Source organism: Streptomyces cadmiisoli (assembly GCF_003261055.1).
In the GTDB taxonomy this organism is placed as follows: Bacteria; Actinomycetota; Actinomycetes; order Streptomycetales; family Streptomycetaceae; genus Streptomyces; species Streptomyces cadmiisoli.
Map to the genome: position 1 here is coordinate 1,218,646 of NZ_CP030073.1, position 21,605 is coordinate 1,240,250.

Genomic DNA, 21,605 nt, shown 5'->3' on the forward strand with positions numbered 1-21,605 from the left:
ACCCATCACATCGCCGGCGGGACATTCCGACGGTCCTCGCGCAACGGGTCATCCGGCCGCTCACGTCGCCAGGCGTGAGCGTGCCGGAGGCCCGTTCTGCTGTGGTGACCGAGATCCGGTCACGGTGCGTCGCCCGACCAGTCCAGGCGGGTCGGGTCGCCGGGGCGTGGGTCGTACACGGCCCGCCCGCCGCCGCCGAACCGTCCCAACTCCGTCTCCAGCACGACACCGGCGTCCATGTCGGCCGCGGTCCAGCCCGTGATGTCGAGCAACAGGCCGTCCAACGGCCCGCCGACCAGTTCCGCGTAGTCCCGTCCCTGGCGCGGGCTCCGCCGGGGATCGTCGTGGTCCGCTCCGTAGACCCGGCCGCGCAACAGCTCCTCGTCCCTGTCCATGCCCCCAGCGTCGCAGCCACCACTGACAACGACGGGAGACGACGGCCGTCCGGTCCTGCGAGATGTTCGTCGGCGCGCCTCGTCCGGTCCTGCCCGTCGCGCGACCGCCGCACCGGCTGGCCGCGGCGGACGGCGCAGGTCCGCGCACCAGCACCCAGGACCACTCGCCGCCCAGCATGTTCGCCGCCGTTCCACACGCGGGAGCGGGCCGCACCACCCGGACGGACGCGCCCGTTCACCCGGATGCCGTCCCGGCCGCGCCGTACCGGCGGCTCCCCGGAACGCTGAGGTCCGACACCCCCCTCAGAGACGGGAACAACATGCCCATATCGCGCAGCATCGAACCCCGGTTCCGACCGCGTCGTGCCTACGTGATGGCGGCGGCAGTCACCGGAGCACTGCTCACCGCGGCCCCGGCCGCCGCCGACGGCACCCCCACCGCCCCCGACGGCGGCGGCGCCGCGAACGGCAAGCCCACCGTCGTACTGGTGCACGGCGCGTTCGCCGACTCCTCCAGCTGGAACGGCGTGGTGGAGCGTCTGCAACGGGACGGGTTCAACGTGATCGCTCCCGCCAACCCGCTGCGCGGACTGGCGAGCGACTCCGCCTACACGGCCAGCGTCCTCAAGAGCATCAAGGGCCCGATCGTGCTGGTCGGCCACTCCTACGGCGGCGCGGTGATCAGCAGCGCCGCGGCCGGCAATCCCCAGGTGAAGTCGCTGGTCTACATATCCGCGTTCATGCCGGACAAGGGCGAAACCCTGGGCCAGCTCGCGGCCAAGCTGCCCGGCAGTGAACTCAACAGCGCCCTGAAGCCCACGCCGTTCCAGAGCGGTGACGGCACCAAGGGCACGGACCTCTACATCCAGGCCGCCAAGTTCCGCGACGTGTTCGCCGCCGATCTGCCCGCCCGGATGACGAAGCAGATGGCCGCGACCCAGCGCCCCATCAGCGCCGCGGCCTTCATGGACAAGGCCTCCGCCGCCGCCTGGCGGACCATCCCGTCCTGGGCACTGGTCGCGCGCCACGACAAGTCGATCGCCCCCGCCCTGGAGCGGTTCGAGGCCAAGCGGGCCGGCTCGCACACGATCGAGATCGACTCCTCCCACGTCGCGATGCTCTCGCACCCCGACGTGGTCACGAACATGATCCGCGCCGCGGCCGGGCAGAAGGAGCCGACTCTCGCCTCGACCGGTTCGAAGACTCTGGCCCTGGCGGTCACCGGTGGCATCGCGGGAGTGTCCGTGATCGCCGGGGCGCTGACCATGATGGCCGCACGCAGGCGGCGCAGGACCGCGTCCTGACGAAGCAGTCACGCCGCCGTGTTCCCGGCTGCCGGGTCAGCGGCCGGGAAGGCGTTCGGTGATCTCCTGGAGGACCCAGCCGTTGCCGTCGGGGTCGCTGAACGCGGCGAACGAGCAGTAGCTGCGGCGTTCGGGGTCCGGACCCGCGACCCGGTTGCCGGTACCGGCGCGATGGAAGACACCGTCGGCGTCGTGGAAGACCTCGCCGACGTCCGCTCCCCGCTCGATGAGCTCGGCACGGGCCGCTTCGACGTCCGAGACGATCAGGTGCAGTCCCTGTGCTGATCCGGGCTCGGCGCCGCTGACCCCGGCGCCGAAGATCACCGAGCAGGGAGACCCGGGCGGGGTGAACTGCACCACGCGGAAGTCGTCCCCGGAGGGGAAGTCGGCGTCCTCGCGCCATCCCAGGCCTTTGTAGAAGGCCTTCGCCCGGTCCACGTCCGCGACCGGGATCACCACGACCTCAAGCCTCGTATCCATGAAACGGCACTCCTTCGTCTCGCCCGGGAGCGGGAACCGGAAGGGATCCGGAGCCGCAACAGGCATCGAGGGCCCGGCGGTCACCACGGCGGGGAACGCGCACCCTCGGCCGGCGCAGCCGACGCCGACGGAACCCGCGGGGTCCGGCGGCGACCGCGGCCGTCGTCCGGGACGGCCACACAAGCCATGATGAACCCATACCGGGCACGCCGCAGATGCGCCGGACGACGTCTGCCTGCCTCCGCCCGTACAGGCGGGGCCGCCTGGCAACGGGTGCGCGCTGCCGCGGCCGGCCCGCGCGGGTGTGACTCGCGGGGCGCAGTCAACGCGGGGAGGATGAGGGGTACCCGTCCTCCTCGGCCGCTGACGGGGCGGCCAGGCCGGAAGGAGTCGTATGAGACAGCACGGACTGGTCGTCCTGGGTGCGGCGTTCTGCACGAGCGCCGCGTTGAGTGTGACGGCGCCGCAGGTCACAGCCGCCACAGCCGCCGGCCCCGCGGCAGTCACCGTCCACCCGGCAGCAGTCACCGCCGGAGCCACGGACAGCCGGGCGGAGTGCTCCTACATCTCATCGACGTTCCGGCCCGAACTCACACACACCGAAGCCGGTGCGGCCGTCATGCAGGCCCAGTGTCTGAGCAACATGTGGGGCGGCGAGCCTCCCAAGCTCACCGTCGACGGGAGCTTCGACACCGTGATGCTGAAGAAGATCAAGTGGATCCAGGGCTGCCACGGACTCCCGACGAACGGCGTTGTGGACACCCGCACCTGGCAGGTGCTCTATCACCCCGCGCCGGACTGCTACCGCCCGTACCCGGCCTGAGGCCGGGCGGTCAGCACAACTGCCGCTCCATGGCACGCACCTGACGACGCAGTTCCGCCCGGGCGGCCGGCATCCGGCCGGGCCCGGACCAGTACGGGTGCCAGAGCAGCCGTACCGAGAGCGTCTGGAGGCGGCGGCGCAGCTCCGCGCCGGAGGCCGGGCGGGATACGGCCAGGGCGGTGTAGGTGCGGTACCAGTCCGCCTGGAGCCGGACGAGGTCATCGGGGAACGAGCCGTGTGCCATGCCCGCCATGATATCGAACAAATAATCGAACACCCGCCGACGGGCCTGACGTGTCGCGCTCCCGGCCCCCGCTTCGCGGACACAAGCCGACCGCAAGGACTTCTACGGTCGCGCCATGACGCAGAAGCAGAAAGTCCTTGTCACCGGCGCCACCGGAACCGTCGGCCGCCACGTCGTCGCCGAACTCCTCGCCCGCGGCCACGAGGTCCGCGCACTCACCCGGGACGCGGCGAAGGCCGCCCTCCCGACCGGGGTCGAGGTCGTCGAGGGCGATCTGACCGAACCCGAGACGCTGGTCCCGGCCCTGCGGGGCGTCACCGGTCTCCATCTGATCACCTTCGGCGGGGCCGGCTTCACCCCGCTGGAGACCGGGGCGCGGATCCTGGAGTCGGCCCGCGCGGCCGGCGTACGCAGGATCACCGTGCTGCACGGCGGCGGGCCGACACCGCTGGAGAACGCGGTGCGGGCCGAGACCGAGGTGGACTGGACGGTGCTGATGCCCGTCGAGTTCATGGCCAACGCTCTGGAATGGGCCGAGGGGATCGCCGCTGCCGGCGAGGTCCGCGAACCGTTCGTCTCCCGGCTCAGCGCCATGGTCCACGAGGCGGACATCGGTGCGGTGGCCGCCGTCGCGCTCACCGAGGAGGGTCACTCGGGCCAGGAGTACGTGATCACCGGACCCCGGTCACTGACCGTGGGCGACAAGGTCGCGGCGCTCGCCGTCGCCCGCGGCCAGGACATCCGGCTCGTCGAACTGACCGAGGAGCAGGCCGTCGCGCAGTGGCGGGCGAGCGGCCTCACGGAGGATGTCATCAGCTTCCTGCTGGAGGTCTACGGCAACACGCCGGAAGTGGGACGTACGGTCGTGGACACCGTCGAGAAGGTCACCGGCCGCCCGGCCCGCACCTTCGGCCGGTGGGCGGCGGAGCACGCGGACGCCTTCGCACCCGCCTCCCGCGCGGCGACCGCATGACACCCCCGCGGGACGGCGCCGCCCCGGCCTTCGACGGCTCCCGTCCCGCGGTCCCGCGCCCGAATCGGCCCGGCCGACAGCCTGAACCGCACCACACATGTCGAATCGCGAGGAGGTGACCGTGTCGCTGCGGGCGAGTGCCGTCATGCTCGGCGTCAAGGACGTGAACCGCGCCAGGAAGTTCTATGTGGACGGCCTGGGTTGTGACGTCGACCAGGAATTCCCCGGCTTCGTGCGGTGCAGTCTGGGCGAGGGTTCCTCGATGCCGGCGCTCCACGAGCGGGAAGCCGCGGCACAGGACGCCGGCGTACCCGCCGAAGGATCCGGATTCCGCGGTGTCTCGTTCCACTTCATCACCGACTCCAGGGACGAGGTGGACGAGGTCATGCGGAGCGCGCGGGCGGCCGGCGGCACGGTGGTCAAGCCCGCGGCCGCCGCCGAATGGGGCGGGTACTTCGGCTACTTCAGCGACCCGGACGGACACCTGTGGAAGGTCACCACCGCCACCTGACCGCCGGCGGTGCGAGCGACGCCCCCGGGCGGCACGCTGCCGGCACCGCCGACTGAGGGGTGAGCATCCCCGCCCGCAGGCAAGCCGGCGCCTCGCCGCCCACACTGTGAGGAGAGGGCACGCACCTCGACGGCCCACCGGCCCGGTAGACCGCTCACCGCAAGGGAAGAACGAGGACCATGGACATCAAAGGATCGGTCGCCCTCGTCACCGGAGCCAACCGCGGCATCGGCCGTGCGTTCGCCCGCGCACTCGTCGAACACGGCGCGGCCAAGGTGTACGCGGGCGCCCGCGATCCCTCGACGGTCACGGACCAGGACCTCACGCCGCTGCGCCTGGATGTGACGGACCCCAGGGACGTAGCCGCGGCCGCCGCGGCCGCGGACGATGTCACCGTAGTGATCAACAACGCGGGCACCGGCGGCTCCCGCACCAAGCTCATGGAGGGCTCCTTCGACGGCGCGCGCCGGGCGATGGAGGTCAACTTCTTCGGCACATGGGCCGTGTCCCGGGCGTTCGCCCCCGTCCTCGCCCGCAACGGCGGCGGCGCGCTGGTGAACATGCTGTCCGTGGCGTCCTGGGTCGGGGAGCCCCTCTTCCCCGGCTATGCCGCCTCCAAGGCGGCCCAGTGGTCCCTGACGGACTCACTGCGGCAAGCCCTCGGCGACCAGGGCACCTTGGTGATCGGTGTGCACGCCGGCTTCGTCGACACGGAGCTCAGCTCCTGGACCGACGCTCCGAAGATCAGCGCCGCCGAGGTCGCCGAGCGCACCATGCAGGCCCTGGCCGACGGTCGGCCCGAAGTCCTCGCCGACGAGGAGACCCGGCGCGTCAAGGCCGCCCTGTCGGAGCCGCTCACCGCCTGAGCCGGCGCGCAGGGCCCCGCGGGGCCGCACCCGAGGCCCCGGGTGAAGCGCACAACTGACGATCCCGTGACAACCGGCGGCCGGGCAGGCACCTGCCCGGCCGCCGCCCTGAGCCCGGCGCGAGGCCACACCCCTGACCCCGGCGCGAGGCCACACCCCTGACCCCGACGTGAGGCCACACTCCGTCCCCGGCGCAAGGCCACACCCCGCACGGCCCGGCGGCACCCCCGCACGGCCCGCGATCCGCCGTGCGGGCCACGATCCACGGGTGCGGTCCGGGGACGACGACGCGCGCCGCCACGGCGCTCCTTCAGGACCTCCACACCCCAACTCCCTTTCCTCATTTCTTACTTCACGCCTTGACGGTATTGGTCCATACCTCTAGGTTCACCGGTCGACCCCACCCCCACGTGTGCGCTCGACCGTGCGCAAGGTGAACGCGGCCCGAGTGCCCCGCCCCCACGAAAGGCCGCCACTCCATGGCCAGACCCCTTTCCGTGTCCGCCGCCCTCGCGGTCACCGCCATGACCCTGTCCACGGGACTGCTCACCGCTTCCCCCGCCCAGGCCGCCACCGGTGCGATCACCGGCCTCGCGGGCAAGTGCCTCGACGTCGCCGCGGCCAACTCCGCTGACGGCACGCCCGTTCAGCTCTACGACTGCAACGGCACCGGCGCCCAGCAGTGGAACGTCGGCAGCGACGGCACCATCCGCGCCCTGGGCAAGTGCCTGGACGTCACCGGCAACTCGACCGCCGACGGGGCCAAACTCCAGCTGTGGACCTGCACCGGCGGGGCCAACCAGAGGTGGACGGTGACCGCGGCGCGCGACATCGTCAATCCGCAGGCCGACAAGTGTCTGGACGTCACCGACAACAACTCCGCCAACGGCACCCGCGTGCAGATCTGGACCTGCAGCGGCGGCGCCAACCAGAAGTGGACCGCGCCCGCGAGCGGCCCCGGCAACCCGTCCGGGTTCGTGGTGACCGAGGCGCAGTTCAACCAGATGTTCCCGGGCCGGAACTCCTTCTACACCTACAGCGGCCTCACCGCGGCGCTCAGCGCCTACCCGGGCTTCGCCAACAGCGGCAGCGACACGGTGAAGAAGCAGGAAGCGGCCGCGTTCCTCGCCAACGTCAGCCACGAGACCGGCGGCCTGGTGCACATCGTGGAGCAGAACCAGGCCAACTACCCGCACTACTGCGACTGGGGCCAACCCTACGGCTGCCCGGCCGGCCAGGCCGCCTACTACGGCCGCGGACCGATCCAGCTCAGCTGGAACTTCAACTACAAGGCCGCGGGCGACGCACTCGGCATCGATCTGCTCAACAACCCGTGGCTGGTGCAGAACGACGCGTCAGTGGCCTGGAAGACCGGCCTGTGGTACTGGAACACCCAGTCCGGACCGGGCACGATGACCCCGCACAACGCCATGGTCAACCAGGCCGGATTCGGCCAGACCATCCGCTCCATCAACGGCTCCCTGGAGTGCGACGGCAGGAACCCCGCACAGGTGCAGAGCCGGGTGTCCAACTACCAGCGGTTCACACAGATCCTCGGCGTCACGCCGGGCGCCAATCTGTACTGCTGAGCCCGGCCCGCGCGACACCGCTCGTCCCAAGGAGCTGATACATGCTGAACCGGTCCGCCGTCGGCGTCCTGCTGAGCGCCCTGGCACTCGTCGTGGCCCTGCCGACCCCGGCGAACGCCAGTGTCCTGCCACTGCTGCCGCAGAACGCCGACGGCCTGGAACAGTCCTTCTCCCCCGCCTACGACTACGACGGTGACGGCTGCTACGCCACCGCCGCCATCGGAGCGGACGGCACCATCAACCCCGGCCTGAAGCTGGGCGGCGACGTCAACGGCCGCTGCCACGACTACGCCCAACTCGCCAACGCCAACACCTACTCCCGCGCGAAGTGCAACAACGGCTGGTGCGCCGTGATGTACGCCAGCTACTTCGAGAAGGACCAGGCCACACTGGGGCCCGCGGCCATCGGGCACACCCACGACTGGGAACACGTGGTGGTGTGGGTCAACGACAACGAGGTCCAGTACGTGTCGGTGTCCCAGCACTCCGGCTACCAGGTGGCGGCCCGTTCGGCCGTGCGCTTCGACGGGACCCACCCGAAGATCGTCTATCACAAGGACGGCGCGTCGACCCACTGCTTCAGGTTCGCGGGCGGCAACGACGAACCCCCCGAGAACGCGACCGGCGGCTGGTTCTTCCCGCGGCTGGTGGGGTGGAACGGCTACCCGGCCGGGTACCGCGACAAGCTCCTGAGCGCCGACTTCGGGGCGGCCACCATCAAGATCAAGGACGGCGACTTCGAGTACGCCCTCGGTCGTTCCAAGCCGGCCGGGATCCCCTTCGACCCGAACGCGTGACACCGGGTACCCGACGTGCCCTGGCACGTCGGGTACCGCTCGCACCGGATCCCGGTCCCGAGGTCAGGACTCCTTCCAGACGAGCGCCGTGAGCACCGCGCTGGCGACGGTGATCGGGGCGCTCGACTGGTTCAGGAGCCGAACCCGCATGGAGCGGCCCGCGGCGAGCCGCTTGGTCAGGGGCACCACCGCGAACGTTCCGCTGGGTGTTCCGAGGACCTCGTGGATCGGATGGTCCGCCCGGTGGTCGTCGCCCTCGAACTCCGTCATACGCACCTGGACGCAGTCGCCCGCGGACAGACCGTTCAGGGCCAGGCTGATACTCCCGGTGAAGCGGGCGGGACCGCGGGCGAAGACGCTGCCCCCCGTGCCGTGGTGGCCCGACTCGTCCGCCCACTCCGACGTGAGCTCGATCGAGTCCCAGGCCCCGAGGTCGAGGGTGTAGGGCTCGGCGATCCCGAGATTGACGTACTGGGGCATGATGTCCTCCTCTTCCCACCGGCCGGCCGGCAGCGCCAGGCAGGCGGCGACGTCATGGCGGAAGTCCTTCATGTCGAAGCCGCGCGGATCGGGCTTCTGGTCCGACCACTCGAGGTGGCCGATACCGCTTTTCGCGCTCCAGCCGTGCTTGCGGCAGATCGCGGCGGTCGCCCTGACCATGGCGGCGTACTGCACGGGCGGCCACGGGTCCTTGCCGTCGCCGCGGTTCTCGCACTCGAAGCCGTAGAAGTGCCTGTTGCCGTCGACGGAGCCGGGGCTGCCGTCGTGTTCGTGCGTCGGGGGCGGGTAGCCGCCGTACGACTCGTCGCGCACGGCCGCGAGGACGTCGGGGTCCCCGCCCCCCGCGTGGTTGGCCCGGCCGTTGCCGACCAGGTGGACGGTGCCGTCCTTGGTGATGCAGCCGGTCGCGAGCGGGCCGGGCAGGTCGCTGCGGCCGTCGAAGATGAGCCGGACGACGTCGGTGGCCGGGCCGGTGACGGTGTGATGGATCATCACACCGTTCACGGGTCCCCAATGGCCCTTGTGATTGCGGTTGTTGGTGCGCCAGCCGCCGACCTCGTGGACGGCGCAGCCCTCTGCGCGCAGCGCCGCGACGAGTTGGTCGGCGGTGAGCGGAACGGCCATGTCGAGTCCTCCGTCCGTGGCGAGGGTGACACTCGCCTCGATGGCGGCACGGGCCGCCCCGGTCCACGCCCGCTGAATGCCCGCGCCGGGATCCTCCCATGCCGGCACCGGCCCGGGTCGCCCGTACGGGACAGCGAGATCATCACTTCATCGTCATAGCGGCTGCCGGGCGCACATGGGTGCCCGTCGGCCGGGTTGCCACTCGTGTGAGTGCAATGGTCGTACCGGAGGAACTGGCGGCAGCACGCGGGCCGGGCTCGATGTCGGTGCCGGCGGATCGAGGGGCCGGACGCTCGTAAGGGCGCCGGGCGCCGGGCGCGGACGCCGCGGCCCGGGCCGGAGCGGGGCGGTCGGCCCCTGTGGTCCCGTTCGCGGGGTCGGAGGCCCCTACGGTGACGGCGGACCATGTGCTCGGCCGGGTCTCCGGCGCGTACTGCCGGCCGAGTCGCACGCCCGGCAGCTGCACGCGCCGGCCGACGACCACTCCACGGAGTCCGGCGCGGAGCCGGGCAGGCGGTGCTCCAGCCGCCGGAAACCCCGTGATCGGCGGTGCCCGACGCACCAGCGACCTCTCCGCGGGCCCGCGGTCACCACGGATCCCGCCGGCCGCCGGGCGAGCCGAGTCCCCGGCCGCAACCGGCCGCCCGGTGTCCGGTATGCCCGGTTGGCTCCTACGCTGGTGGAGAGAGCCCCCACGCGTCCGGCCGGTCCCCCACGGTGACCGCCGAGAGGAGAGAACCATGCGCGCCTCACTCCTTCAGCTGTCCGTCGACTCCTCCGAGACCGCCGAGGACCGCCGCCTGCGGGCGGCCGCCAAGGTGCGGGACCGGGCAGGTGACGACCTGGTCGTCCTGCCGGAACTCTGGACGGCCGGAGCGTGGGCCTACGACGACTGGGAGCGCGAGGCCGAGCCACTGGACGGCCCCACCGCGGCGGCGATGTCCGACGCGGCGCGCGCGGCCGGCGTGTGGCTGCACGCCGGGTCGATCGTCGAACGGGACGCGGGCGGGACGCTGTACAACACCGCCCTCCTCTTCGACCGGGACGGAAGCCTGCGCGGCCACTACCGGAAGATCCACCGGTACGGATTCGACACGGGTGAGGCCGTCGCGATGGGCGGCGGCAACGACGTGGTCACCGTCGCCACGGAGTTCGGCGGGCTGGGCCTCGCCATCTGCTACGACATCCGCTTCCCGGAACTCTTCCGGGGCCTGCTGGACGTCGGCGCCGAACTCATCGTGCTGCCGGCCGCGTGGCCCGCGAAGCGGCTCGCGCATCTGCAACTGCTGGTCCGCGCGCGTGCCGTGGAGGAGCAGGTGTTCCTGCTGGCCTGCGACGCCACCGGAACCCACGGCGGGATGCAACAGGCCGGGCACAGCATGATCGTCGACCCCTGGGGAACCGTGGTGGCGGACGCGGGCGACGGCGAGCGGACGGTGACGGCGGACGTCGACATGGCGGAGGTCACCCGGATCCGCACCGAACTGCCCGTCCTGCGCGACCGCGTCCTCGGTATCCCGGCCCCCGTCCCGCACTGACCTGCGCCGGCGTCCACCCCCCGGCCCCCGGTGTGATCACGCGCGGCTGGTGCGCGGCGCGTTCGCGACGGCCGCCGGAAAGGCCTGCCGACCTGCGCCGACACACGGTGGTACAGCGTGCCCCCGCGCCAGAATTCACGCCGATGCCTCTACGCGTTCGGGTTCCTGCGTTCCGTACACGAGCTGGTCTTGGAGGAGGGGCAGGCATGTGTGCTTCATGGCAGCCGTACCGGGTCGAACGAGGGGATCCGGGCCGCGTACCGGTCGAGTGAGGCACCGCGTACCCCGCGTCGTGCCGCGCGCCGCCCGGGGGACCCCGGCTCGCGGCCGAGGCCGGGCCGATGTGGGCGACCTCGGCGGCGTGGCGCCCAAGTGGTCGTCGCTTACCGAGCCGTGACGTGTCGGGCGTGGCCGCGCGGTCCGGTGCGGTCCTCGCCCTAGCGTGACCGTATGCGTGTACTGGTCACCGGCGGTGCCGGGTTCATCGGGTCCCATGTGGTCGAAGCGCTGCGGGCGCGCGGACACGAACCGCTCGTGTACGACGTCCGGGAGGACCCCCGCGCCGATGTACGCGATCCGGGGGCGGTCGCCGCGGCACTGACCGGTGTGGACGCGGTGTGCCACCAGGCCGCGATGGTCGGGCTCGGCGACGGAGTGGCCGACGCGGCGGAGTACGTCTCGCGCAACGACCTCGGCACGGCGGTCCTGTTGGCCGCGATGGCACAGGCGGGTGTGGGGCGGCTGGTCCTCGCCGGGTCGATGGTCGTCTACGGGGAGGGGCGCTACGCCTGCCCGCGGCACGGAGCGGTGCGGCCCGGACCACGTGCCGCCGCCGACCTGGACGCGGGCCGGTTCGAGCCCGGGTGCCCGCGGTGCGGGCAGGACCTTTGTCCCGGACTGGTCGGCGAGGACGCCCCGGCCGACCCCCGGAACGTGTACGCGACGACCAAGCTCGCGCAGGAGCACCTGGCCGCGGCCTGGGCCCGCTGCACGGACGGGTCGGCGGTGTCGCTGCGCTACCACAACGTCTACGGGCCCCGGATGCCCCGGGACACTCCGTACGCCGGTGTCGCCTCCTTCTTCCGTTCGGCGCTCGCCCGGGGCGAGGCCCCGCGCGTCTTCGAGGACGGGCGGCAGCGGCGGGACTTCGTTCATGTGCGGGACGTGGCCGCCGCCAACGCGGTGGCCCTGGAGACCGACGCGCCCGCCGGGAGGCTCACGGCGTACAACACGGGCAGCGGCGAGCCGCACACCGTCGGGGAGATGGCGCGGGCCCTGGCCGCGGCGCACGGCGGACCCGAGCCCGTCGTCACCGGTGAGTACCGGCTCGGCGACGTACGGCACATCACCGCGGACTCGTCACGGCTGCGGCGGGAACTGGGGTGGACGCCGCAGGTCGGCTTCGAGGAGGGCATGCGGGAGTTCGCTCGCGCCGGGCTGCGCGCGGAGCCCTAGGGCAGCACGGGCAAGGTCACCTCGAAGCGGCAGCCGCCCGGGATGTTGCGCACGGCGGCCCGGCCCCGGTGTGCCTCGACGATGCCGCGGACGATGGCCAGGCCCAGTCCCGCGCCCGCGGGCGGTGTGCGGGCGTGGCTGCCGCGCCAGCCGGTGTCGAAGACCCGGGGCAGGTCCTCCTCGGCGATGCCGCCGCAGCCGTCCGTCACCGACAGGACCACGCCCTCGGCGGAGCGTTCCGCGGCCACCGCGACCGTGCCGTCGGCGGGGGTCCGGCGGATCGCGTTGACCAGCAGGTTGCCCAGCACACGGCTCATCTCCCGGCCGTCCACCTCGACCGGTACCGGCTCGACGTGGTCGCCGACGAGCCGCACCCCCAGTTCGCGGGCGAGCGGGTCGGCGCCGGCGAGGGCGTCGCCGACCAGGTCGTACAGGGACATCCGGGTGAGGGTCAGCGGGAGCGTCCCGGCGTGGATGCGGGAGAGTTCGAAGAGGTCGCCCACCATGCCGTCGAGGCGTTCCACCTCGGTGCGGATCTGCCGGAGGTAGCGGCCGGGGTCGCTCGCCACCCCGTCCTCCAGCGCTTCGGACATGGCGCGCAGACCGGCCAGCGGGGTGCGCAGATCGTGCGAGATCCAGGCGACGAGTTCATGCCGCGATGCCTCCAACGCACGCTCGCGCTCGCGGGATTCGGCCAGCCGGGCGCTGGTCGCCGCCAGCTCACGGCCGAGGGCGTCCAGTTCGGCCGTGGCGGGCCCGGCCGGAGCGGTGAAGGCTCCGCCGTCGCCGAACGAGCGTGCGGCGGCGGCCAGTTCGTGACTGCGGGCGACGACCCGGCGGCCCAGCAGCAACGCGGTGGCCAGGGAGACCACCGCCGCCATGGCGACCACGGTCGTGACGACGGTCAGATCGTGGGCGGACAGGAACATCGCCCACGCGACGGCCAAGGTGCCCGCCAGCATCGCGAACACCCCCACGGCCGCCACCACCGCGAGCGAGGCGGTGAGCGAGCGTCGGCGGATCAGTCGCAGCACACCGGCCCCGGCCAGACCGGAGGCGGCGGCACCGGCGAACGCGTAGAGGACGATGAGGAGCGTGTCCCGCACGGTCAGTCCGCCTCCCCACCCGGCTCGAACCGGTAGCCGACGCCCCACACCGTCCGGATCAGCCGGGGGTCGGCCGGGTCGTCCTCGATCTTGCCCCGCAGCCGGCGGACATGGACGGTGACCGTGGACAGGTCGCCGAAGTCCCAGCCCCACACCTCGCGCATCAGGTCCTCCCGGCTGTGGGCCACCCCCGGACGGCGCATCAGGAAGGCGAGCAGGTCGAACTCGCGCAGGGTGAGCGCGAGTTCGGTGCCGTTCCGGGTGGCTCGCCGGGCCGCGGGGTCGACGGCGAGTCCGGCCGCGCTCAGTGGGCGCGCACTCGTGTCGGGCCGGGTGCGGCGCAGCACCGACTCGACGCGCAGCACCAGTTCGCGGGGGCTGAACGGCTTGGTGACGTAGTCGTCCGCGCCGACTTCCAGGCCGAGGACGCGGTCGTCCTCGTCGCCGCGGGCGGTCAGCATGATGACCGGCACCGGCCCGTGGCCGCGCAGCCGCCGGCACACCTCGAGGCCGTCCATGCCGGGCAGCATCAAGTCCAGGACCACCAGGTCCGGCCGGTGGGCCGCGGCGCGGATGAGCGCCGTCGGACCGTCGTCGGCCCGGTCGACTCGGTATCCGGCGCGGTCCAGGTATCCGGCGACCACCTCGGCCACGGTGGGATCGTCGTCGACGACCAGGACGCGGGCGGCTCGGTCCGCGTCCCGCGCCCGCGGGGGCTCGTACGGCTGCTGCATGTCCTCAGACTGGCACCGGCCCGCCGCTGGTGGGGTCCCTCGGCGCGTCGGGTCCGCACGTCCGCGATTCGTAAGGACCGTAAGCCCGAAATGACCGATTCGCACTCGTAGGGTGAGGGGCGTGACCACCTCACCCCCACCCCGTGACGTCGACGTCGTCCTCCCCTGCCTCGACGAGGCGGAGGCCCTTCCCTGGGTCCTCGAACGCATTCCGCCGGGCTGGCGCGCGCTGGTCGTGGACAACGGGTCGACCGACGACTCGGCGCGGATCGCCCGCGCGTTCGGGGCGACCGTCGTCCACGAGCCGCGCCGGGGCTTCGGTGCCGCCTGCCACGCCGGACTGACCGCCGCCACCGCCGACGTGGTGTGCTTCTGCGACTGCGACGCCTCCCTGGACCCGTCGCTCCTCGTCCCCTTCGTGCGTGAGGTGCGCGACGGACACGCGGACCTGGTCCTCGGCCGGCGCCGCCCGCGGGGCAGGGGCGCCTGGCCGGCCCACGCCCGGGCGGGCAACCTCGTGCTGGCCCGTATGCTGCGCCGCCGCACCGGGCTGCGCCTGCACGATCTCGGCCCTCTGCGCGCGGCCCGGCGCGAGCCGCTGCTGGCCCTCGGCCTCACCGACCGGCGCAGCGGCTACCCGTTGCAGATGGTCGTACGAGCGGCCGACGCCGGCTGGCGTGTCACCGAGCACGACGTGCCGTATCTGCCGCGCACCGGCGCCTCGAAGGTGACGGGCACCTGGCGCGGCACCTGGCACGCGGTACGCGACATGCGCCGGGTGCTGGACGAGCCGCCGGCCGGGATCCCGGCCGGCGGGAGGGGCGTTCGGTGACCACGCTCCTCGTCATCGCGAAGGAACCGCTGCCGGGCCGGGTCAAGACGCGGCTCACGCCGCCGTTCACGCCCCGGCAGGCCGCGGAACTCGCCGAGGCGTCCCTCGCGGACACCCTGCACACGGTGGCGGCCACCCCGGCCGCCCGGCGCGTTCTCGTCCTCGACGGCGCCCCCGGCCCGTGGCTGCCGCCGGGGTTCGACGTCGTGGCCCAGTGCGCGGGAGGCCTGGACGAACGGTTGGCGGACGCCTTCGCCCGGTGCGCCGGCCCCGCCCTCCTCATCGGCATGGACACCCCGCAGGTGACGCCCGAACTGCTCACGGTGGACTTCGCGGACTGCGACGCGTACTTCGGCCCGGCGCGGGACGGCGGCTTCTGGGCGCTGGGGCTCGCCGAGCCCGACCCCCGGCTGCTGCGCGGGGTGCCGATGTCGACGCCGACGACCGGGCGGGTGCAGCGGGAGCGGCTGGTCGCCGCCGGACTGCGGGTGCGCGATCTGCCGCGGCTGCGGGACGTCGACACCGCCGACGACGCCCGTGCGGTCGCCGCACTGGCTCCGCGGGGCAGGTTCGCCGCGCGGCTGGCCCGGTGCGCGACGGCCGGGCCGCGATGAGCGCGGCGACCGCCGGCGCGCTCGCCTGGGCGGGTCCGTACGCCGCGGCCCTGCGTGCGGGACGCGGCCCGCTGTTCCTGCGTCGCTCCGACGGCCTGCTGCTGCCCCTGGACGTGGAACGCTGGTGCGCGCCTGCCGACCCGGTCGACCTGGACGTCCTGGACCGGTGCGAGGGAGCCGTGCTGGACGTGGGGTGCGGGCCCGGACGGCTGGTGGCGGAACTCGCCGCCCGGGGCCGGACCGTCCTCGGCATCGACGTCAGCGACGCCGCCGTGGCCGGCACCGTACGGCTCGGGGGCCGGGCGCTGCGGCGTTCGGTGTTCGAGCCGCTGCCGGGCGAGGGCCGCTGGGGCACCGTCCTGCTGCTGGACGGCAACGTCGGCATCGGCGGCGACCCGGCCGCCCTGCTGCACCGGGTGGGCGCGCTGCTGCGCCCCGGTGGCCTGCTGATCGCCGAGACCGCCGCGGTGGACGTCGACGAACGCGCCCTGGTCCAGGTCGTCGACATGGCCGGCGCCCCGGACGGGGACCTCCTCTTCCGGTGGGCGCGGCTCGGAACGCCGGCCCTGCTCCGGTACGCGCGCGGCTGGACGCGGGCCGGTCAGTGGACGGCGGGCGGGCGCCGCTTCGCGGCCCTGCGCAGCCGCAGCGCCAGCAGCAGGGCCGAACCGCCGAAGAGAGCGGCGGTGATCAGCAGCCAGCGGGTGAGGAAGCCGTCCGGCGACAGTCCGGTGACCAACCGGTAGCGCTCGTCGACCGTGCCGCCGATCAGCGGGAACCACACGAGGAGGAGCAGCCCGGACAGCGCCGCCGGAACACGCACGTGGACCGCCAGATCGCGGTGCCCCGCCGCGCCGCATCCCCGCAGCAGCGCCCGGTCGGCGACCGAGTAGAGCGGCAGCAGCACGAGGTCGTGCAGCAGAGCCGCGCCCACGAACCACAGCGCCACGCCGAACCAGTCGTCCGCGAGCAGCCGTACCCCGGCGTACGCGGCGAGCGCGAACGAGCAGACGAGAAGCAGCAGTTGGAAGGGGCTGCCGAGCGGGAACCGCGGTCGCATCACAGGTCTCCGAACGTCATCCGGGCCACCCATTTGGTGTTCAGCACTCCGGGCGCCGCGGGCACGATGACCCGCGCCGGGTGGCCGTGGTCGGGGGACAGGTCCTCGCCGTTGACGTACAGGGCGAGCAGAGAGCGCGGATCGGCCACCTGGTTGGCGCGCAGCGCCGCGTGCCGGAAGGCTCCGCGCCGCTGGAGCGACTCGACGAACACGTCCGGCGGGTCGTCCTCGTACCCGACGAGCCGCGCGAGGTCGCGCAGCCGCACGCCGCGCCACCACTGGTCCGATGTCGACCAGCCCTCCACGCAGGCGATGGGCAGCGACGAGCTGTGCAGGGGGAGCCGGGCGAGCTGCGCACGGCTGAGACGGACGGCGCCGGAACGGCCGGTGACGATCAGTCGCCAGGTGTCCTCGGCCGTCTCGGCCGGGTCGATGCCGGCGTACGCGGCCGTCTTGTTGATCTGGAAGCCGTTCGGCCCGCTGCCGGGTTCGGCTCCGCCGTGCGGCGCGAGGATCGCGGTGCGCCGCAGTGCGCCGTCGAAGTTCTGGCCGACGGTCGTGCCGAAGAGCAGCAGCGAGCCGCCGCCGACGAAGCCGAGCGCGCCGCGCCGGGAGAAGGTCGCCGGGTCGGGGCTCGGCGGCACGAGGTCGTCCTCCGGCGCGGCCCCGCGCCGCATATGTCGCACGTTCCGTACGGCGGCGGGAGCCTTCAGCGCGACGTGCACGGCGAACCCGGCGAAGAACACCCACGCGCCGTAGAAGTGCAGGCGGTAGAAGGAGCCGGGGAAGACGTAGTCGAGCTGGATGTTGAGCACTCCGGTGACGAACTCGAACAGCGCGCCCCCGACCAGGAGCAGCAGCGAGATCCGCTCCAGGGCGTGCGCGAGCGAACGGGCCGGCGGCAGCGCGAACAGCTTCGGGACCACGGACCACAGCTTGGCCAGCAGCACCGGGATCAAGGTGATGCCGAGGGTGACGTGGATGCCCTGGTTCAGCCGGTACAGCCAGGCCGGGTCCGTCGGCCAGGGGAAGAGGTAGAAGCCGAGGATCCCCTTGTCGGGGGTCTGGTCGTTCACCGGGGACAGGTCCGGGTTGTAGGCGGCGTAGGACACCAGACCCGTCACGAACAGCACGGTCGTCCCGACGAGCAGGACGAGTCCGAGCACGGAGGTGAACCACGGTCCGCGCAGCGGGCTGCGCCAGAAGCCTGGTGAGGTGGGAAGCCGGGGGTCGTCGCGCATGACCCGACCGTAGGCCGCCGGTACCCCGCGAACGTGTGCGTGACGCATGACGAAACGCTGACGTCCGGCCCTGACGGCGGCTCATGACCGCCCTTGCGGCCTAACTTGCCGGTGTGACCCGCACCATGCGTTCCGACGGTACCCGCGCCCCGCGGCCGGGCGTGTCCGGCGATGTCCGCCGCGATCTTTACGCGGCTCTGGCCGCCGCCCTGCTCGTGGTCGCGGCCGTGCTGATCGGCCGCCGCATCGAGGACACCGACCACACCCTGTTCGTCAGCTGGCCGCCGCTGCTGGCGTCCTGGGGGCCGCATCTCGGCCCCGGCACCGCGGCGGCGGTCGTCGTGGCGGCCGCGGTCTGCGTCCACGGCCCCGTCGTCGCGGCCCGCCTGAGCTGGCGGGCCCTGCCGGCGCTGGCCTGGGCCACGTCCATGGCGTGGATCTTCTCCCTCGCCCTGATCGACGGCTGGCACCGCGGCATCGCGGTCCGGCTCACCACCCGCTACGAGTACCTCCAGGTCATCGACCGCTTCCACGACATCCCGGCCGCCCTGCACGGATTCACCGACCACATCCTGATCGGCTCCCCGGACCACTGGCCGGCCCATGTCGCCGGCCACCCCCCGGCGGCCACGCTCACCTTCGTCCTGCTCGACCGGATCGGGCTGGGGGGTGGCGGCTGGGCCGGGGTCTGGTGCATCACCGTCGGCGCGACCACCTGTGTCGCCGTACTGGTGGCACTGCGCGCGCTGGCCGCCGAGAGCCTCGCCCGGCGGGCGGCGCCGTTTCTGGTCCTGGCCCCCGCCGCGGTGTGGATGGGCACCTCGGCCGACGCGTACTTCGCGGCGGTGGCGGCCTGGGCGGTGGCACTGCTGGCCGTGGCGGTCACGCGGCGTTCACCGGTCGCGGCCGGCGCCTCCGGGCTCCTCTTCGGGCTGACCTTCCACCTCTCGTACGGTCTCACCCTCGTCGCGCTGATCGGCGCGGCGGTGCTGGTGCTCGGCCGGCATCGCATCCGGGAGCGTCCGGTCCTCCTCGTGGCGCTGGCGGCCGGACTGGCGGTCGTCCCGGCGCTGTTCGCGGTCGCCGGGTTCAACTGGTGGGAGGCGTACCACCTGCTGGTCACGCGCTATCACCAGGGCGCCGGTGGCACCCGGCCCTACGGCTACTGGGTGTGGGCCAACCTCGCCTGCACGGTGCTCGTCACGGGGCCGGCGACGGCGGCGGGCCTGCGCCGCACCGGTGCGGTCCTGATCCGCGGCCGCCGTGACGCGTTCACCCTCCCGGACGACTCCGGCGCGCGGGCCGGTGCCGAGGCCCGCCTCGCCGCCCTCGTGGCGGCCGCCCTGCTCGCGGTGGTGATCGCCGACCTGTCCGGGATGAGCAAGGCGGAGACGGAACGCATCTGGCTGCCCTTCGCCGTGTGGCTGCTCCCCGCCTGCGCCCTCCTCCCCGGCCCTCGCGCCTGGCTCACCGCCCAGGCGGTGCTCGCGCTGCTCCTCAATCACCTGTTGCGCACCGGCTGGTGAGCCCTCGGTGAGGCGGCCGGGTCGAGGGGCGTGTACGAGACTGGGTGGTGGGGGCGCGCCGCGCCGCCCGCCGGCTCCGCGCCGGCGGACGCAGACCGGGAGGGATCGACATCATGATCATCTTTGGCACCAAGGGCTACCTGTACCAGCTGGCGATACTGACGCTGCTGTGCGGGCAGTGCGGCAACCCCGCCGCGCACACGCTCAAGAAGCGCGTCACGAAGTTCACCCTGTTCTTCGTGCCCCTGTTCCCGTTCTCGACGAAGTACACGACGCAGTGCACGTTCTGCGGTGCGGAGCAGAAGGTGACCAAGGAGCAGGCCGAGCAGTTGCGGACGCAGGCGGCCGGCGGCCAGGGGGGCCACCCGTACGGGCAGCCCCAGCAGCAGCCGTACCAGTCCTGACCGGGCCCCCGGGGCGTCGCCGGTGCCGCGCGTCTAGCGCGGCTCCCGGCGCCGGACGGCCGGCCCTGACCGGTCCGCCGGTCGCACCGGCCGGCCGCAAGCGCATACGACCGACGTCACAGAGTGAGATCGCCCTCGACGATCTGGCAGTGGTAGGGGTGGATCTCGACGCCGCGCCCTGAACACGCCCCGTCAGCCGGTCGGCGGCTGCTGCTCGAGCCAGTCGCCGTAGCGTGTGGCGGCGAGTTGGGCGTCCGGCGGCGGCAGCAGCGCGTCTCCGGGGACGACGGCGAACATGCCCGCCTCGGCGTCGGTGACGACATGGCGTCCGTCGGGCCGTGCGGCCAGTGTCACGCGGCCCAGTTCGTCGAGGTGGAACATCTCGGGTCCCGCGACGTTGCGGACGCCCTGGACGGGGGTGCCGGTGGCGGTCCGTACGACCGCCGCGACGACATCGGCGGATGCCATCGGCTGCACGGGCGTGGCGGGCAGCCGGACCACGTCACCCTCCGTGGTCATGGACAGGACCGCCTGGACGAACTCGAAGAACTGCGTGGCGCGCACGATCGAGTACGGCGTCGGCCCGCTCGTGAGGATGTCCTCCTGGAGCATCTTGGCCCGGTAGTAGTCGAGCCCGGGCACCTCGTCCAGCCCGACGATGGAGAGAATCACGTGGTGGCGCAGCCCGGCCTCCTCGGCCGCGGCGACGACGTTATTCATCGACGTCTCGAAGAAGCCGATGGACGTCTCGTCGAACACGGGGGAGTTCGTCAGGTTGATCACCGCGTCGGCGCCCGCGAGGACCTCCTTGAGGCCTTTGCCGCTGATGACGTCGACTCCGGTGGACAGGGACGCGGCGGTGACCTCGTGGCCGGCCGCCGTCAGCTGTTCGACCACCTGACTGCCGATGAGGCCGCTGCCGCCCAGGACTGTGAACTTCATGACGCGCCTTTCGCCGAGTTGTTCAGGTCTTCCGGAAGCGTCCGGGTGAGTGATCAGCCTGTCGCGCACGCAGGGAACGGACTGGGAGGACCGGCTGCGGTGGGACGGGCGGGCCTGCCTGCGCGGTGGGTTCGACTCGGTGATGCCACGCCGACCGGGGTCGGCTCGTCCGGGTGCCCGGCGGACCGAGAGGTGTCGTCTGCGTCCACCGTACCCCCGACGACGGTCGCGCAGGACCTTCGAGGGGACCGGGCCGAGCAGGGCCGTCGAGGCCCTGCGAAGGGGGCACGTCTCGGGTCCCACCTGGGCGGATGCCGGCAACAGGTGGCGCGTACGCAGTCGGCGTAGTCTTTTTCAGGTACCTGTGCCCGTGCCGTCCGTACGCCGGGCACGGACATCGATCACCGGTTGCCCGATCCACGTGACGAGGCGGCTTCGGGACCACGCGGGCTGACACCGTCACCCGTGCCGGGGCCCGCCGGCTCCGTCTCGGCGCCGACACCGGAGGTGGCTTGATGCCGAACAACGATGCGGCAGGTTTCGTCGGAGGACACGGTCAGCTGTCCGAGGCCTGGTTCAACGCGGTCACCGTGGTCCAGGAGGCGAGTCCGCCTTCCATTCCGGAGGGTGCGCAGGTCATGACGTTGCTCGTCGACTTCCCCCCGGGAGAGCCGGGCACGCCGCCGCACCGTCACTTCGGTCCGGCCTTCGGCTATGTGCTGGAGGGCGAGATGCGCTTCGAGCTGGAGGGGGAGCCGGAGCGGGTGATCCGTGCCGGAGAGGCGTTCTGGGAGCCGGGCGGCGATGTGATCCACTACCAGGACGGCAACAACCGCACCGACGTGCCGGTTCGGTTCCTCGTCACCATGATGTGCGAGCCGGGCAAGCCCATGCTCGTCCTCGTCGACGAGGAAGAGCTGGAACAACGCAAGGACCGGCGGGCTCCGCGCCCCGCCTGAGACTCCGTCCGCCTCCGGCTCGGAAGGCGCCGGCCGGCCGCCCTCCGAGCCGGCACCCGGGCGGTGCACGGCGACCGGTGCGGAGGG

General features: G+C 72.8%; 23 protein-coding genes. 15 read left to right on the forward strand and 8 right to left on the reverse strand.

The annotated features are described in order from the left end of the window. Positions 1-119: 119 nt before the first annotated feature. The gene (locus DN051_RS04935) at positions 120-395 is read right to left on the reverse strand and encodes a hypothetical protein (protein ID WP_053756197.1); all 276 of its coding nucleotides are present in this window, start codon (positions 393-395) and stop codon (positions 120-122) included. A gap of 62 nt (positions 396-457) precedes the next feature. On the opposite strand from DN051_RS04935, the gene DN051_RS04940 reads away from it, so the two are divergent. Beyond that, positions 458-1,699: an alpha/beta fold hydrolase gene (locus DN051_RS04940; protein WP_425471727.1), complete on the forward strand. Its 1,242-nt coding sequence runs from the start codon at positions 458-460 to the stop codon at positions 1,697-1,699. 36 nt (positions 1,700-1,735) lie between these two features. Here the strand turns inward: DN051_RS04940 and DN051_RS04945 are convergent, their stop codons facing one another. After that, positions 1,736-2,179, reverse strand: a complete 444-nt coding sequence (locus DN051_RS04945; protein WP_053756196.1) for a VOC family protein — start codon at positions 2,177-2,179, stop codon at positions 1,736-1,738. A 394-nt stretch (positions 2,180-2,573) separates the two neighbouring features. On the opposite strand from DN051_RS04945, the gene DN051_RS04950 reads away from it, so the two are divergent. Further along, positions 2,574-3,002 carry a peptidoglycan-binding domain-containing protein gene (locus DN051_RS04950; RefSeq protein WP_053756195.1) on the forward strand — a complete coding sequence of 143 codons (429 nt, stop codon included), beginning with the start codon at positions 2,574-2,576 and terminating at the stop codon, positions 3,000-3,002. Between the two features lie 10 nt (positions 3,003-3,012). Here DN051_RS04950 and DN051_RS04955 read toward each other — a convergent pair whose 3' ends face one another. Beyond that, positions 3,013-3,246 carry a hypothetical protein gene (locus DN051_RS04955; protein WP_112442065.1) on the reverse strand — a complete coding sequence of 78 codons (234 nt, stop codon included), beginning with the start codon at positions 3,244-3,246 and terminating at the stop codon, positions 3,013-3,015. Positions 3,247-3,361: 115 nt separating this feature from the next. Here DN051_RS04955 and DN051_RS04960 point away from each other — a divergent pair, with 115 nt between their 5' ends. From DN051_RS04960 to DN051_RS04980, 5 genes are all read left to right on the forward strand, one after another. After that, positions 3,362-4,219: an NAD(P)H-binding protein gene (locus tag DN051_RS04960; protein WP_053756194.1), complete on the forward strand. Its 858-nt coding sequence runs from the start codon at positions 3,362-3,364 to the stop codon at positions 4,217-4,219. A 97-nt stretch (positions 4,220-4,316) separates the two neighbouring features. After that, positions 4,317-4,730 carry a VOC family protein gene (locus DN051_RS04965; RefSeq protein ID WP_199314891.1) on the forward strand — a complete coding sequence of 138 codons (414 nt, stop codon included), beginning with the start codon at positions 4,317-4,319 and terminating at the stop codon, positions 4,728-4,730. Between the two features lie 179 nt (positions 4,731-4,909). Further along, on the forward strand, positions 4,910-5,596 hold the full coding sequence (locus DN051_RS04970; RefSeq protein ID WP_053756193.1) for an SDR family oxidoreductase: 687 nt from the start codon (positions 4,910-4,912) through the stop codon (positions 5,594-5,596). Between the two features lie 479 nt (positions 5,597-6,075). After that, positions 6,076-7,185 carry a chitinase gene (locus DN051_RS04975; protein WP_199314892.1) on the forward strand — a complete coding sequence of 370 codons (1,110 nt, stop codon included), beginning with the start codon at positions 6,076-6,078 and terminating at the stop codon, positions 7,183-7,185. A 41-nt stretch (positions 7,186-7,226) separates the two neighbouring features. Further along, entirely contained in the window at positions 7,227-7,982 is a 756-nt protein-coding gene (locus tag DN051_RS04980) for an NPP1 family protein (RefSeq protein ID WP_053756192.1), read from the forward strand. Positions 7,983-8,045: 63 nt separating this feature from the next. Here DN051_RS04980 and DN051_RS04985 read toward each other — a convergent pair whose 3' ends face one another. Continuing rightward, a complete protein-coding gene (locus DN051_RS04985; protein ID WP_112442070.1) occupies positions 8,046-9,107 on the reverse strand; it encodes a peptidoglycan recognition protein family protein in 1,062 nt (353 codons plus the stop codon). A gap of 740 nt (positions 9,108-9,847) precedes the next feature. Here DN051_RS04985 and DN051_RS04990 point away from each other — a divergent pair. Both DN051_RS04990 and DN051_RS04995 read left to right on the forward strand, forming a co-directional pair. Further along, on the forward strand, positions 9,848-10,645 hold the full coding sequence (locus DN051_RS04990) for a nitrilase-related carbon-nitrogen hydrolase (protein WP_112438080.1): 798 nt from the start codon (positions 9,848-9,850) through the stop codon (positions 10,643-10,645). Between the two features lie 450 nt (positions 10,646-11,095). Further along, entirely contained in the window at positions 11,096-12,100 is a 1,005-nt protein-coding gene (locus DN051_RS04995; RefSeq protein WP_112438081.1) for an NAD-dependent epimerase/dehydratase family protein, read from the forward strand. Here DN051_RS04995 and DN051_RS05000 read toward each other — a convergent pair. Continuing rightward, positions 12,097-13,206, reverse strand: a complete 1,110-nt coding sequence (locus tag DN051_RS05000) for a sensor histidine kinase (protein ID WP_112438082.1) — start codon at positions 13,204-13,206, stop codon at positions 12,097-12,099. The genes DN051_RS04995 and DN051_RS05000 overlap by 4 nt on opposite strands. 2 nt (positions 13,207-13,208) lie before the next feature. Then, complete coding sequence (locus DN051_RS05005) at positions 13,209-13,940, reverse strand: response regulator transcription factor (protein ID WP_112438083.1); 732 nt, start codon at positions 13,938-13,940, stop codon at positions 13,209-13,211. 112 nt (positions 13,941-14,052) lie between these two features. Between DN051_RS05005 and DN051_RS05010 the strand changes: the two genes are divergently transcribed. From DN051_RS05010 to DN051_RS05020, 3 genes are read left to right on the forward strand one after another with little or no spacing between them, the layout of a single operon-like run. Next, a complete protein-coding gene (locus tag DN051_RS05010; RefSeq protein ID WP_053756187.1) occupies positions 14,053-14,772 on the forward strand; it encodes a glycosyltransferase family 2 protein in 720 nt (239 codons plus the stop codon). Then, on the forward strand, positions 14,769-15,386 hold the full coding sequence (locus DN051_RS05015) for a TIGR04282 family arsenosugar biosynthesis glycosyltransferase (protein WP_053756186.1): 618 nt from the start codon (positions 14,769-14,771) through the stop codon (positions 15,384-15,386). Before DN051_RS05010 ends, DN051_RS05015 begins: the two co-directional genes overlap by 4 nt. Then, a complete protein-coding gene (locus DN051_RS05020; RefSeq protein ID WP_112442072.1) occupies positions 15,383-16,132 on the forward strand; it encodes a class I SAM-dependent methyltransferase in 750 nt (249 codons plus the stop codon). Before DN051_RS05015 ends, DN051_RS05020 begins: the two co-directional genes overlap by 4 nt. Positions 16,133-16,445: 313 nt before the next feature. Here the strand turns inward: DN051_RS05020 and DN051_RS05030 are convergent, their stop codons facing one another. Next, on the reverse strand, positions 16,446-17,687 hold the full coding sequence (locus DN051_RS05030; RefSeq protein WP_053756185.1) for a molybdopterin-dependent oxidoreductase: 1,242 nt from the start codon (positions 17,685-17,687) through the stop codon (positions 16,446-16,448). A 125-nt stretch (positions 17,688-17,812) separates the two neighbouring features. On the opposite strand from DN051_RS05030, the gene DN051_RS05035 reads away from it, so the two are divergent. Both DN051_RS05035 and DN051_RS05040 read left to right on the forward strand, forming a co-directional pair. Further along, positions 17,813-19,213, forward strand: a complete 1,401-nt coding sequence (locus DN051_RS05035) for a hypothetical protein (protein WP_112442074.1) — start codon at positions 17,813-17,815, stop codon at positions 19,211-19,213. A 113-nt stretch (positions 19,214-19,326) separates the two neighbouring features. Continuing rightward, positions 19,327-19,617, forward strand: a complete 291-nt coding sequence (locus DN051_RS05040; protein WP_112442076.1) for a zinc-ribbon domain-containing protein — start codon at positions 19,327-19,329, stop codon at positions 19,615-19,617. Between the two features lie 192 nt (positions 19,618-19,809). Here the strand turns inward: DN051_RS05040 and DN051_RS05045 are convergent, their stop codons facing one another. After that, positions 19,810-20,559 (reverse strand): SDR family oxidoreductase, encoded by a 750-nt coding sequence (locus tag DN051_RS05045; protein ID WP_053756183.1) that lies wholly within the window; start codon positions 20,557-20,559, stop codon positions 19,810-19,812. Between the two features lie 515 nt (positions 20,560-21,074). Between DN051_RS05045 and DN051_RS05050 the strand changes: the two genes are divergently transcribed. Then, a complete protein-coding gene (locus DN051_RS05050) occupies positions 21,075-21,518 on the forward strand; it encodes a cupin domain-containing protein (protein ID WP_112438084.1) in 444 nt (147 codons plus the stop codon). Positions 21,519-21,605 lie beyond the last annotated feature (87 nt).